Below are 12,917 nucleotides of genomic sequence, written 5' to 3' on the forward strand. Positions count from 1 at the left end.
ACGCCTTGTCCGGCGAGGGAAGACAGCGCATCGACAAATGGCTGTTCTTCTCGCGTGCGGTCAAATCTCGTTCACTTGGCGCCAAGCTCGCGCAATCGGGCGGCGTCAGGTGCAACGGCCAGAAGCTCAGCCAGGCCTCCGACATCGTCAAGACAGGCGACGTGCTGACGATCACGCTCGATCGCCGCATCCTGGTCTATAAGGTTCTGCTCGCTGGCGAGCGGCGCGGGCCGGCCGAGGAAGCGCGCAAACTCTACGACGACATCTCCCCGGCACCCACGCCGAAGGACCAGGCGCCGCCCGACGCCAAGCCGCCGCTGCGCGAGGTTGGCAGCGGCCGTCCGACCAAGAAGGAACGGCGCGCCACCGACAGGCTGCGGGACCATTGAAGCAAAGCCTTTGGAGCCGCGGCAGCCAAGTTGAGAATTGCGTTTCGCCAACAGGCTTCTGCGCGGAATAGCCGCCCTTGCAACGGCTCCGCAAAGGGGGTACCTCACCCGAAAGATACAAAATACGGGAAGTCCCGGAGCCTGCTTCATGACCTACGTCGTCACCGACAACTGCATCAAATGCAAATACATGGATTGCATCGAGGTTTGTCCGGTCGACTGCTTCTATGAAGGCGAGAACATGCTCGTCATTCATCCTGACGAGTGCATCGACTGCGGCGTCTGCGAACCGGAATGCCCGGCCGACGCGATCAAGCCCGACACTGAGTCGGGGCTCGACAAATGGCTGCAGATCAACACCGAATATGCCGAAAAATGGCCAAATATCACGGCCAAGAAGGAACCTCCGGCAGACGCCAAGGAATTTGACGGCGTCGAAGGCAAGTTCGAGAAGTTCTTTTCGGCCGAGCCTGGCGAAGGCAACTGAGGGTAGCGCGCCCTAAATGGCGCTAGATCGTTGGATTGAGAGCCGGCGTCGACTCTTGACGCGGCAGATTGTTCGCGTATGCAGCAAAATCTTGATTCTTCCGACTTTTTGTGTTAGAGCTAGCCCAACATGCCGATGACACAACGTCGATTTATGGCGCATAGCCTAATTCACTGAAAGGTGACAACCCTAATCCGGACCAGAGTAATCTGGGCCCGGCGGTCGCAACATTTTGCGGTTTGCTGGTCCAGGCTCTTCCGATTGGGGGTCGATTGTCGTGCGGCAGAAGGTCGCGTTTTGCGACCGTCCCGATCAACCGGCCTCGGCGGGCCGGTGTCACAAGAAGGAGTTCAGGGCGTATGGCAACTTCCATCCCGCAGAAGAAATCCGCAGCACGTCACGGTTTCAAGACTGGCGAGTACATTGTCTACCCGGCGCACGGCGTCGGCCAGATCGTATCGATCGACGAGCAGGAAGTGGCGGGACACAAGCTCGAGCTGTTTGTGATCGATTTCCAGAAAGACAAGATGCGCCTCAAGGTGCCGGTCGCCAAGGCAACGTCCATCGGCATGCGCAAGCTGTCGGAGACCGACTATGTCGAGCGTGCCTTGAAGGTCGTGCAGGGCCGCGCCCGCGTCAAGCGCACCATGTGGTCGCGCCGCGCCCAGGAATATGATGCGAAGATCAATTCAGGCGACCTGATCTCGATCGCCGAAGTCGTGCGCGATCTTTACCGCGCCGACAACCAGCCAGAGCAGTCCTACTCCGAGCGCCAGCTTTATGAAGCAGCGCTCGACCGCATGGCGCGCGAGCTGGCAGCGGTCAACCGCCTGTCGGAGACCGAGGCTGTCCGTCTCATCGAGACCAACCTCAACAAGGGTCCGAAGCGCGGCGCCAAGGCTGACAACGAAGAAGCCGACGCCGAGCAGGAAGAAGCTGCCTGATAGGGCTTCTCAGTTCAGTTATGAAAAACCCGGCCATTGGCCGGGTTTTTTTGTTTGTGGAACAGGCGGCGTGCGCCGGACAGGAAGCGCCGTGCGTCGTGCGCATAGGATGCGTGAAGCGTTCTGCTGCGTGGGCACTTGGCTCGTTGCACGCCGCAGCGTTCGTTGGCTGCAGCCTCCGTTGGAGCGATGCAGGCATGTCTGGACCGTAACCCCAATGGCCAGGTCACGGCATGGATCCCCGGGTCTGCGCAGTTCGCTTCGCTCCAGCTCCGCCCGAGGATGACGATGGCATGGTGGCTCGCAGCTAGTCGCCGACGTTGGAGGTTGGCAACCAGTGTCGATGGTCCATGCTCGGCTCTCCGGCTCTCCGGCTCGCCAGCTTATCCACTGGTCGCCTTGCTCTGGTGGTCGTGCCCGCCCGTTACCGGCCGTCATCCGGCTATCGTCAGAAGTTTCGGCCAAGCGCCATTCTTTGAGATTAGCCGAAGGTCAAAGTGCCTTCGTCATCCTCGGGCAAGCAGGAGCGAAGCGAACTGCGCAGACCCGGGGATCCATGCCGTGATCGGGCCGCTGTGAGGACGGTCCAAAATGTGAGCCATGACGTGACCTTGCAACGTTGGTGACGGTCCAGAAGGTGAGCCTCGCCGGGCGAGTGTTTCGTTTGAAAGTCGCTACTGAACCGAACCGTTTTGCTGTATCGAGACCAAACACGATCGCTTCAGGACAGACGGCAGATGGGCAAAGCGCTTCTTATCATCGACGTGCAAAATGCAATCCTGAGAGGCAAGGGCACCCGGGAACGGCAGCCGCTGCTGGAGGCCGCGCTCGACGATACGATCGGCAGGCTGCGCAATCTCCAGGACAAGGCGCGTTCGGCAGGCGTGCCGGTCATCGTCATCCAGCATGACGGCCCCGCGGGTCACCGCCTGGCGGTCGGGACAGAAGGCTGGGAAGTCCGGCCGGAGCTGGCCGCGCAGCCCGGCGACATTCTTGTTCGCAAGGCAAGCTCGGACTCGTTTCACGAGACGGAGCTGGGCGCCCGTCTGGGCGAGCTTGGCATCTCGCACCTTGTCGTCGGCGGCTGCATGACCCAGTTTTGCGTCGACACCACAGTGCGGCGCGCCGTGTCGCTCGGCTACGATGTCACGCTTGTCGCCGACGGCCATACGACCGCCGACTCGGCAAATCTTGCCTATGCCGACATTGTTGCCCACCACAATGAAACGCTCGACGGTTTTGGCGCCGGCGATGCCGTGGTCGATGTCCGCCCGGCCGTGGAGATCTCGTTCTGACTATCACTTGGTACAGCGGCGAGGCCTAGCCTTCGCCGCCCTTGCCGTGCTCGTGCTGATGCGTGATCGTTGCGATGAACCGCTTGGTGCGCTCGTGCTTCGGATTGCCGAAAACCTCGTTCGCCGGACCTTTTTCGACCACCGAGCCCGCTTCCAGAAACAGCACCTCATGGGCGATCTTGGAGGCCAGGCGCAGGTCGTGCGTGGCGATCACCATGGTCGTGCCTTCGCGCGCCAGCTGGCCGAGCACGTCGACGACTTCCTGCGCCAGTTCCGGGTCAAGGGCCGAGGTCGGCTCGTCGCACAACAGCACCTTGGGTGACGGCGCCAGCGCGCGTGCGATGGCCACGCGCTGCTGCTGTCCGCCCGATAGCGTCGCCGGCCAGGCATCGACCTTGTGGCTCATGCCGACCTTGTCGAGCAGCGCCAGCGCACGTTCGCGTGCCTTGGCTTCCGGCCATCTCAGCACGGTCACCAGCCCTTCCATGACGTTTTCGATCGCCGTGCGATGCGGAAACAGCTGGAAATTCTGGAACACCATGCCGGTCTGGCGCCGCAGCTGCTGGATCGCCTTGGTGGCGACCCGATGGCCGGGGCGGAATTCGAGCGTGTCGTCGCCGATGCGCACGGTGCCGGAGGTCGGGATCTCCAGGAGGTTGATGCAGCGCAGCAGCGTGCTCTTGCCGCCGCCCGAAGGTCCGACGAGGGCCGTGACGCTGCCCTCGCGGATCTCGACCGAGACGTCCTTGAGCACGACATTGTCGCCGAACTGCTTGATGATGTGGGACAGTCCGATCATGACCGCGCCTCCAGGAAGCCGCCGTAACGGTTGAGCCGCTTCTCGAGCCTGACCTGCAGCGAGGACAGCACCGAACTCATCGCGAGATAGAGTATGGCTGCTTCGACATAGAGGATCAGCGGCTCATAGGTGGTGGCAACGATGCGTTGTGCCGCCTGGAACATCTCCGGCACGGTGATGGCCGCAGCCAGCGACGTGTCCTTGACCAGCGAGATGAAGGTGTTCGACAGCGGCGGCACCGCGACGCGCGCTGCCTGCGGCAGGACCGTGCGGCGCATCGCCTGCGACCATGTCATGCCGATCGAATAGGCCGCCTCCCATTGCCCCTTGGCCACCGAGCTTATGGCGGCGCGGATGATCTCGGAGGAGTAGGCGCCGACATTGAGGGTGAAGCCGATCAGGGCCGCCGGGAAGGCGTCGAGCACGATGCCGATGCTGGGCAGGCCGTAGAAGATCAGGAACAGCTGTACCAGCAGCGGCGTGCCGCGGATGATCCAGACGTAGAAGCGGACGATCGCCGACAGCCAGGCGGGCCCGAACAGGCGGGCAAGGGCTGCACCCAGCCCGACCGTCAGGCCGAAGGCAAAGGACAGCAGTGTTAGGGGGGCTGTAAAAACGAGCGCGGCCCACAATAGCGGGCCGAGCGAGTCCAGCATCAATTGAAGCCAGTGGGGCAAGATGAGTGATCCCTTCCACAATAGAGCGCCGCGAGTCCCGTCAGGACGCGCAAAGGATGCTCCATCAGCACAAAACAACTTGCCCGGAAAATCGCAGATTTTCCGGGCAAGTTCATGGGAAAAAATGAGAGGTGGAAAATGAGTGCCGTTCAGGCGGTCGCCACGTCGGGCGCCGCCTGAGGGGGCAATGCCGCTACTGCGAGACGTCCGCGCCGAAATAGGTCTCGGAAATCTTCTTGTAGGTGCCGTCGGCCTTGATCTCGGCCAGCGCCTTGTTGATCGCCTCGACCAGCTCGGGCTCGCCCTTGCGCACGATGACGCCCGAGAAGTCCGCCTTGGCCTCTTCGGCGACGATCTTCACGTCGGCGTCGGGCTTGTGCTTCTTGAAGTCGAAGAAAGACAGCGAGTCGTTGATCGTGGCGTCGGCACGGCCATTGAGCACCAGCTGGATCGACTGGTCGAAGCCGTCGGTGCCGACGAGTTCGGCGCCATTGGCCTCGGCGATCTTGCCGAAGTTGCTGGTCAGCGACTGGGCCGACTTCTTGCCCTTGAGGTCGGCGAAGCCCTTGATGTCCTCGTTCTTGCCGCTGACGATCAGCACGGCCTTCGAAGCGATGTAGGGATCGGAGAAGTCGTACTTCGCCTTGCGCGCCTCGGTGATGCCGACCTGGTTGATGACGGCGTCGTAGCGCTTGGCGTCGATGCCGGCGATCAGGCCGTCCCACTTGCCTTCGAGAAACTCGGCCTTGACGCCGAGGCGCTTGGCGACTTCCTTGCCGATCTCGACATCGAAGCCGACAAGCGCGCCCGATGCGTCGTGATAGGTGAAGGGCGCGTAGGTGCCCTCGGTGCCGATCTTGAACACGCCGGCCGCCTTGATCTCATTGAGATTTTCACCGGCATGGCCGGCGGCGACGGCTGCGAGCTGGATCGTTGCGGCAACGGCCAGCGACTTAAACCACTTCATTTTGTGTGATCCCGATTTTGTGCCCGGCTTGCTGGCCGGGAAAGTTGTGATTGGCGGCAATCTGTCAGAAGCCAGCCTCCCGCATAAGGAATGAAATTTCAAATATGGCGTAATACTGGAATGTGAATCCGTATCGCATGATAGCCGTCGGCCACCCCGGAACATTCGCCGAGACGGCGCGTTATTGGCCCTGCGGGGCAGCGCGAAAATTGCGACGCGCGTCCGGCTGCTCTCGAGACAAGGGGCGCAAGATGTACATGGATCGGGCAGGCCTGGCCGGCGAGCAGATGATGCTGAGGGCGGCGTCGCGCGCACCTTATCTGGAGCGAGGCGAAGAACTCGAGCTGGCGATCCGCTGGAAAGAGCGGCACGACCAGGACGCGCTCAACCGCATTACCACCGCCCATATGCGCCTTGTCATCGCCATGGCGGTCAAGTTCCGGCGCTACGGTTTGCCGATGGGCGACCTCATCCAGGAAGGCCATGTCGGGCTGCTCGAAGCGGCGGCCCGCTTCGACCCTCAGCGCGAGGTCCGCTTCTCGACCTATGCCACCTGGTGGATTCGCGCCTCGATGCAGGACTACATCCTGCGCAACTGGTCGATCGTCCGCGGCGGCACGAGTTCGGCGCAGAAGTCCCTGTTCTTCAACTTGCGGCGCATGCGCGCCCGTCTCGCCCAGGGCAGCGACCCGCTCGGTGGCGCGTCCGCCTATCAGGAGATCTCGGTTGCCCTTGGCGTGTCGGAAGCCGACGTTGCGCTGATGGACATGCGCTTGTCCGTGCCCGACACCTCGCTCAATGCGCCGCTCAGCGACGATGGCGATTCGGGCGAGCGGATGGATCTGCTGGTCTCCGACGATCCGTTGCCGGACGAACTGGTCGGCGAGGCCATCGACATCGAGCGCCGCTCGGGATGGCTGCATGACGCGCTCACCGTGCTCAACGCCCGGGAATTGCAGATCATCGAGGAGCGCAGGTTGACGGAGGAGGGTGCTACGCTCGAAGAACTTGGCACCTCGCTCGGCATCTCCAAGGAGCGGGTCCGCCAGATCGAGACCCGCGCCATGGAAAAGCTGAAATCCGCCCTGGAGCGCAAGAACCCGGCGTTCCAGGTCGCCTGAGCGCTGACCTCTTGAATCTGCGCATCGAGCTTTCCGAAAATCGGATCGATTTTCGGCCGATGACCTACCGGTCGGTGACGATCTTGACCTTGTCGCCGGCAGAGACCGAAGCGCCGGGCGCCAGCGCGTTCAGAACCCTGAAGAGGTCGAGCTTGCGATCGACGCCGACCATGCTGGCGGCGAGCGAGCCCATGTTCTGGCCCGGCTGAACGGTAACGACGCGGATGCGCAGCGGCTTGAGTGCCGCCTTTTCCGCTGCCGTCATCACCCGGAAGCTGGAGCTGACCGAACGGGCGATTGTGTCGAGCGTGGTGCTCGCGGTGGGTGCCGCCGTCAACAGGCGGTAGACCTGCGCGCCATTGCGGATCACGACGATGTCGAACTGCCAGCCTTCGGCGCTCGCACGGGCAAAGGCTGCCTCGTTGCCGTTGATCGTTTCCGCGCGCACGCTCGACGGGTCGAGACCTGCGACCCAGCCGCTCTTGACGTAGTCGACCAGCGGCAGCTTGGCGTCGATGGCGACGCCGTCGAAGCGGATGGCGGTGTTATCGGGGCCGGTCGCGGTGACAGCGGCGGCGGTGTTGTCGATGACGAAGCCCTGCGGCACGGCAAACGAGATGCCGAGCTTGGGGTGCATGAAGGTCGTGCCGCGGACATAGCCTTCGTCGGGCGTGTCGCCGAACAGCAGGCCGTCGATGCCGGCCAGGAAGGAGTCGCGGTCGCGGCGGCCGATGCCCGGCGCGCCGAACTGGCGGGCGTGGCGCTGGGCAAGGTCGATGCGCTGCGGCGCGTTGGGGTGGCTGGCCAGGAAGTCGAGGCTGGCGTCGGTGGCGCCGCTGACTGCGCGTAGGTCGGAATAGGCGGCCATCGACTGCAGGAAGCGCCCGGCGGCAAACGGATCGTAGCCGGCCTGGCCGCTCATCTTGATGCCGATGCCGTCGGCTTCCAGCTCCTGGTTGCGCGAGAACTGGGCGAGCCGGAGCTTGCCGCGGATCAGCGCTGCCTTGGCGGTCGGGCTTTCGCCGAGCACGTCGGTGACAACCTTGGTCGCCAGCACTTCCTCGGCTTCCTTCTGCTGGCGCTGGATGCCGTGGTTGGCGGTAACGTGACCCATCTCGTGCGAGATCACCGCAGCCAGCTCGGCCGAATCATTGGCCAGCGCGAGCAGGCCGCGCGTGACATAGAGATAGCCGCCGGGCAGCGCGAAGGCGTTGACGTTGGGCGAATTGAGGATCGTGATGCGATAGGTCTGGTTCGGGTTGCTCGACACGGTGGTCAGGCTGCCGACAACCTTGGCGACCATCCGCTCCAGCTTGGGATCCGAGTACTCACCGCCATAGGTCGCGAGGATGCGCGGATGCTGCGCCTTGGCGATTTCGGCGAGCTTGTCGTTACGGGTGACGTTGTCGACGGTGACAGGATTGTTGGACGGCTGGAACCCTGACTCGCGGACATCGGAGGGGTTGAGTATCTGGCAACCCGAGACAAGCGCCGACAGCGCGACGGCGACCATCAGGCGCGCATAGCGGGGCGTTCTCGTCTCGATCAACGTGTCGCGGCAGGTGGGCAGAGCTCGCGTCCTTTCAAAGTCCTCAGGCGGCAGGCAAAGCAGATGCGGGCCCGACCAGACGGACGTAGCCAGACTCAGCTAACCAACGCAATAAGGCCAATACCGCCAATATGGCGATTTGGCTGTAAATTATGTCCGCTTCCGGGCAAGTCGGCGTGATCGCGTCATCACCGTTCACCGCCGATATAGTGTCTGAACGCTTCAGGTCCAGCATTGGTAAAGAAATCCGCAGTCTTTCCGGCCGCCGCAACAGTGCCAGCCTCGACGAAAACCATGTTTTTAGCCAGTTTTCGGGCATCTTCGGGCTGGTGTGTCACGAAAAGCACGGTCATGCCGCGTTCTGCATGAAGGCTTGCCACCAGATCCAGCATATCTTCGCGCAAAGCTGGTCCAAGCGAGGCAAAGGGTTCATCCAGCAGCAGAATCGGCCGGTCACGCACCAGCACGCGGGCCAGCGCCACGCGCTGGCGTTCGCCGCCCGACAGTTCGCGTGGCAGGCGCTTTTCCATTCCGGCGAGGCCGACGCGGGCCAGTGCGGTCGCCACGTCCTGCCTGTCCGCAGCGCTCAGGCGCAGTGCCGGCGAGCGCCCGAGCCCGACATTCTTTTCGACGTTGAGATGAGCGAACAGATTGTTTTCCTGGAACACCATCGACACCGGCCGGTCGGCCGGCGGTGCTTTTGTCACGTCCATGTCGCCGATCAGCACGCGGCCCTCGCGCGGCGTCTCAAAACCGGCGACGAGGTTGAGCAATGTCGACTTGCCGGCACCGCTCGGTCCCATGATCGCGGTGATCTCGCCCGGGGCAAAGGTCACGTCGAAGCGCACCATGGTGTCGCTGTAGCTGAACACCACATGGTCGAGGCGCACCGCGGCACTGGTCGAGGTCATTTCGAAGTCTCCCTGCCGAGGCGGTCGGCGAGCATCGTCAGCGCCAGGCACAACAGCCCGAGCATCAGCGCAAGTCCCGCCGCGTCGTCGGTGCGGTAGCTGCCCATGCGGGCGAGCAGAAGGTAGGGCAAGGTCTGCACCGCGTCGCTGCCGAACAGCGCAATGACACCGAGATCGCCGAGCGACAGCGCCATGGCAAAGGCGAATGCGGTGGCGAGCGGACGCTTGAGCACCGGCCAGTCGATGAGCCGAAGCCTGTTCCAGCCCGATATGCCGAGCTGCGCGCACAGCCTTTCGTGGCGTTCGCTGGCCGCATCATAGGCGGGGCGGACTGCGCGGACGGCAAACGGCATCGCCATCACGGCGTTGACGGTGACGACCATGAATGGCGCAAGCGCAAACACGTCGACCGATTGCCGCACCAGCACGAACCAGCCGGCGCCGATGACGATCGGAGGCACCACCAGCACGAAGCCGGCGCCGGTGTCGGTGAAGCGTTCGAGCACTGTCTTATCGCCGCCCGCCCTGCTGCCGGCCAGTGCCCGGCGCGCCATAACGAGGGACAAGGCGAGCATGGCTGCCAGCGTCGCCGATAGCGTGGCAAGCACGATGCTGGTCAGCGTCGCCAGTTGCACCGATGCCTCGCCTGCCAGCCGGCCGAGATCGGCTTCCAGCCCCGAGGCGATCGTCGCCAGCATGGGGCCACCGACGAAGATGAGTGCCACGACGATGATGGCGGAGTTGAGCGCCTTCTCGCCCGCCTTTGCCTTGATGTAGTTGCGCTGCGCCACCGGCAGGTTGGCATCGCCCGTCGTGTTGGCACCGAGCCGCATCAGCACCAGCACCACGATTGCCGTGAGGCCGATCTGCAGCAGGGTCAGGGCGACGGCCCGTGCTGGGTCGAAGTCGAAACGCAGCGCCTGATAGATCGCCACCTCGAGCGTCGTGGCTGCCGGACCGCCGCCGAGCGTCAGGACGATGGTGAAGGAGGTGATGCAGAGCATGAACACCAGTCCGGCGATGCCGGGCAGGGCCGCTCGCATCGCCGGCCATTCGATCAGCCGGAAGCTCGACCGCGCACCCATGCCTAGCTGGCTCGCCAGCCGCCACTGGTCCGCCGGCACTGTCTGCAGCGCCTCCAGTATCAGCCGCGTCGCCAACGGCAGGTTGAAGAAGACGTGAGCAACGAGGATGCCCGACAGGCCGTAGATGCCGGGCCATGTGCCGCCGGCCAGCGCTGCAAGCGGTTCGGCGAAATAGCCTGCGCGGCCGTAGAGCGACAGGATACCAAGTGCCGCCACGATTGCCGGCAAGGCCAGCGGGATGGCGAACAGGCGCAGGATCAGCGCCCGGCCGGGAAAAGCGGGATGCCGCGACAGGGCGCGGGCAACAAAGATGGCGGGCACCACCGACAGCAAAGTCGACAGCAGCGCCTGCCACAGCGTGAAACGGGCGATGCGGAAGAGATAGGAATCGAAAGCGTCCGCCGCGCCTTGCGGGTTGCGCACGGCCTCGATGCCGAGGCCTGCGAACGCGCCGCCGATCAGGATGCCGATGGCCGCCAGCGCGATGACGCCGGCGGCGATGCGGGGGTCGGTGCGGCTCACCGACATTTCGGGCCGTGGTCAGCTAGGAGCAAATTAGTCAGACGCGATGGGTTGCGCTCCGTCCCATCCCTCTCTGGCCTGCCGGCCATCTCCCCCGCAAGGGGGGAGATCAGCAGCTTGAACGTCCACGCGCTACCGACCACTTCTTGGGTTGGCGAACGCCATGCCACAGCCAATCTCCCCCCTTGCGGGGGAGATGGCCGGCAGGCCAGAGGGGGGTGTTCAAGTGCAGCCATGGCAGGTCGATAGAGCCTACTTGCTCATCACACCGAGCCACTCGTCGACCCAGGCCTTGCGGTTGGCAGCCACTTCGTCGGCGCTGAAGATCAGCGTCTTTGACGGCTTCACCAGCTTGTCGAAGGCGGGGTTGAGCGGCTTGTCGGTCTTGCCGGCGGGCAGCATCCAGTTGGTCTCAGGCACCGCGTCCTGGAAGCCTGGGCTTGTCATGAAGGCCATGAACTTCTCGGCCAGCGGGTTCTTGGCACCCGTGGTGGTGATGCCGGCAACCTCGATCTGCAGGTAGTGGCCTTCTTCGAAGGACGCAGCTTGGTAGCGCTCGGTGCTTTCGGCGACCATGTGGTAGGCCGGCGAGGTTGTGTAGGACAGCACCATCGGCGCCTCGCCCTTGGTGAACAGGCCATAGGCCTCGCTCCAGCCCGGGGTGACGGTCAGCACGCGGTCCTTGAGTTTGGCCCAGGCTTCCGGCGCCTTGTCGCCATAGACCGACTTGACCCAGAGCAGCAGGCCGAGGCCCGGCGTCGAGGTGCGCGGATCCTGGATGGCGATCTTCTCTTCAGGATCGCCTTCGACAAGTTCCTTCAGGCTCTTGGGCGGGTTCTTCAGCTTCTCGGTGTCGTAGACGACGGCGAAGTAGCCGTAGTCGTAGGGAACGAAGGTGTCGTCCTTCCAGTCGCCCGGCACCTTGACGTCGGCGCCGGCAGCATGCGGCACGAACAGGCCGGTGGCCTTGGCTTCGGCGGTCAGGTTGGTGTCGAGACCGAGCACGATGTCGGCCTTGGTCGAAGCGCCTTCGAGCTTGACGCGGTTGAGCAGTGCCACGCCATCGGCAACCGACACGAAGTCGACAGTGCAGGCGCAATCGGCCTCGAACGCCTTCTTGACCTGCGGGCCGGGACCCCACTCGGAGGTAAAGCTCTCATAGGTGTAGACGGTGAGCTTGCCTTCGGCCGCGGCCGGGAAAGCAGCCGTGGCCAGAGCCAGGGCGGAAGTCATGGACAGGATCAGCGAGCGCATGGGCGCCTCCTTCATTGGTGTTGAAAGGGAATTTGAAGCGCCGGGCGTCCGAAGCATCTAATCCCTCCGCCGGTACAAACCGGATCAGGTTCAGCGGGTTGGCCGGGACGGTTCCCTATGCCTCTCAGCCGGCACGCAATTGCGCGACCGGCACCCCGTTAGAGCGGCTCAACAAATAGGCCCGCGCTTCAGGCCGCGCAAGCGGTAGTTTGCCGGCCACCAACCATGCCGCGGCCTTCCGTTTCGGCTGCCGGGCTGGTAATGCGCATGCCATGACCCGGTTCACCATACTTCTCGGCGGCGAGCTTTTCCGCACCCCGCGCCTCGACCGCCAGGTCGCGGGCAGCCGCGTGATTGCGGCCGACGCCGGTATCCGCCATGCGGCCACGCTCGGGCTGATGCCGGAACTGTGGCTCGGCGACTTCGATTCCGTGCCAGCCGATCTTGATCCGCGCTTTGCCGAACTGCCGCGTTCGACCTTTCCCGCCGAAAAGGACAGAACCGACGGCGAGCTGGCCATCGACGCCGCGCTGGGGCTCGGAGCGACATCGCTCGTGCTGGTCGGGGCCTTTGGCGGCCCGCGCGCCGACCATGCCTTTCTCCACCTCGCGCTGGCGCTGAGATTGGCCGAGGCCGGTACCGAGGTGTTGCTAACCAGCGGGCGCCAGGAGGCGCTACCGCTTTTGCCGGGTAGCGCAAGCTTTGACTATGAAGACGGAATGCCGTTTTCCGTGCTCGCCTTCTCCGAACTCACCGGGCTCTCGGAAGAAGGCTCCAAATGGCTGCTCAACAGCGTTGATGTACCGTTCGGCTCGTCGCTGACGATGTCTAACGAAGTGCGAGGCAATTTGCGTATTTCGCTCGGTAGCGGCCGCGCTTTGCTTCTCGCCCATCCCTTTCCCGCCTCGGAATTTTGA

At 63.7% G+C, this 12,917-nt stretch carries 13 protein-coding genes, 1 pseudogene and 1 riboswitch; of the genes and pseudogenes, 6 read left to right on the top strand and 8 right to left on the bottom strand.

Annotation, left to right across the window (positions count from 1 at the left end; all coding sequences use genetic code 11):
- Positions 1-5 precede the first annotated feature (5 nt).
- From ACSQ3E_RS19730 to ACSQ3E_RS19745, 4 genes are all read left to right on the top strand, one after another.
- Positions 6-389 (top strand): RNA-binding S4 domain-containing protein, encoded by a 384-nt coding sequence (locus tag ACSQ3E_RS19730; protein WP_436123990.1) that lies wholly within the window; start codon positions 6-8, stop codon positions 387-389.
- Between the two features lie 148 nt (positions 390-537).
- Positions 538-876 (top strand): ferredoxin FdxA, encoded by a 339-nt coding sequence (fdxA, locus tag ACSQ3E_RS19735; protein WP_067956714.1) that lies wholly within the window; start codon positions 538-540, stop codon positions 874-876.
- Positions 877-1,235: 359 nt separating this feature from the next.
- A complete protein-coding gene (locus tag ACSQ3E_RS19740) occupies positions 1,236-1,820 on the top strand; it encodes a CarD family transcriptional regulator (protein ID WP_115730409.1) in 585 nt (194 codons plus the stop codon).
- Positions 1,821-2,557: 737 nt separating this feature from the next.
- Positions 2,558-3,115, top strand: a complete 558-nt coding sequence (locus ACSQ3E_RS19745; RefSeq protein WP_436123991.1) for a cysteine hydrolase family protein — start codon at positions 2,558-2,560, stop codon at positions 3,113-3,115.
- Between the two features lie 25 nt (positions 3,116-3,140).
- Here ACSQ3E_RS19745 and ACSQ3E_RS19750 read toward each other — a convergent pair whose 3' ends face one another.
- The 3 genes from ACSQ3E_RS19750 to ACSQ3E_RS19760 form a co-directional block, all read right to left on the bottom strand.
- Complete coding sequence (locus ACSQ3E_RS19750; protein ID WP_436123992.1) at positions 3,141-3,914, bottom strand: amino acid ABC transporter ATP-binding protein; 774 nt, start codon at positions 3,912-3,914, stop codon at positions 3,141-3,143.
- Positions 3,911-4,591 (bottom strand): amino acid ABC transporter permease, encoded by a 681-nt coding sequence (locus ACSQ3E_RS19755; RefSeq protein ID WP_310320990.1) that lies wholly within the window; start codon positions 4,589-4,591, stop codon positions 3,911-3,913. The genes ACSQ3E_RS19750 and ACSQ3E_RS19755 overlap by 4 nt, the downstream gene beginning before the upstream one ends.
- A gap of 193 nt (positions 4,592-4,784) precedes the next feature.
- Positions 4,785-5,558 (bottom strand): amino acid ABC transporter substrate-binding protein, encoded by a 774-nt coding sequence (locus tag ACSQ3E_RS19760; RefSeq protein WP_436123993.1) that lies wholly within the window; start codon positions 5,556-5,558, stop codon positions 4,785-4,787.
- Positions 5,559-5,809: 251 nt separating this feature from the next.
- Between ACSQ3E_RS19760 and ACSQ3E_RS19765 the strand changes: the two genes are divergently transcribed.
- Positions 5,810-6,679, top strand: a complete 870-nt coding sequence (locus ACSQ3E_RS19765; protein WP_310320996.1) for an RNA polymerase factor sigma-32 — start codon at positions 5,810-5,812, stop codon at positions 6,677-6,679.
- A gap of 64 nt (positions 6,680-6,743) precedes the next feature.
- On the opposite strand, the gene ACSQ3E_RS19770 is transcribed toward ACSQ3E_RS19765, so the two are convergent.
- The 5 genes and pseudogenes from ACSQ3E_RS19770 to ACSQ3E_RS19790 all read right to left on the bottom strand — a co-directional run bounded on the left by ACSQ3E_RS19770 (position 6,744) and on the right by ACSQ3E_RS19790 (position 12,380).
- Positions 6,744-8,192, bottom strand: a complete 1,449-nt coding sequence (locus ACSQ3E_RS19770; protein ID WP_436124151.1) for a M48 family metalloprotease — start codon at positions 8,190-8,192, stop codon at positions 6,744-6,746.
- Between the two features lie 186 nt (positions 8,193-8,378).
- A pseudogene (gene thiQ / locus ACSQ3E_RS19775) lies at positions 8,379-9,139 on the bottom strand (thiamine ABC transporter ATP-binding protein).
- Positions 9,136-10,752: a thiamine/thiamine pyrophosphate ABC transporter permease gene (gene thiP, locus ACSQ3E_RS19780; RefSeq protein ID WP_436123994.1), complete on the bottom strand. Its 1,617-nt coding sequence runs from the start codon at positions 10,750-10,752 to the stop codon at positions 9,136-9,138. Before thiP ends, thiQ begins: the two are co-directional and overlap by 4 nt.
- Before the next feature lie 246 nt (positions 10,753-10,998).
- Complete coding sequence (gene thiB / locus ACSQ3E_RS19785) at positions 10,999-12,000, bottom strand: thiamine ABC transporter substrate binding subunit (protein WP_436123995.1); 1,002 nt, start codon at positions 11,998-12,000, stop codon at positions 10,999-11,001.
- Positions 12,001-12,044: 44 nt separating this feature from the next.
- A riboswitch (TPP riboswitch) is annotated at positions 12,045-12,168 on the bottom strand.
- Between the two features lie 20 nt (positions 12,169-12,188).
- Entirely contained in the window at positions 12,189-12,380 is a 192-nt protein-coding gene (locus tag ACSQ3E_RS19790) for a hypothetical protein (RefSeq protein WP_436124156.1), read from the bottom strand.
- Here ACSQ3E_RS19790 and ACSQ3E_RS19795 point away from each other — a divergent pair.
- Entirely contained in the window at positions 12,288-12,917 is a 630-nt protein-coding gene (locus ACSQ3E_RS19795) for a thiamine diphosphokinase (RefSeq protein WP_436124152.1), read from the top strand. The genes ACSQ3E_RS19790 and ACSQ3E_RS19795 overlap by 93 nt on opposite strands.

This window comes from Aminobacter sp. LjRoot7 (assembly GCF_964252895.1).
In the GTDB taxonomy this organism is placed as follows: Bacteria; Pseudomonadota; Alphaproteobacteria; order Rhizobiales; family Rhizobiaceae; genus Aminobacter; species Aminobacter aminovorans_B.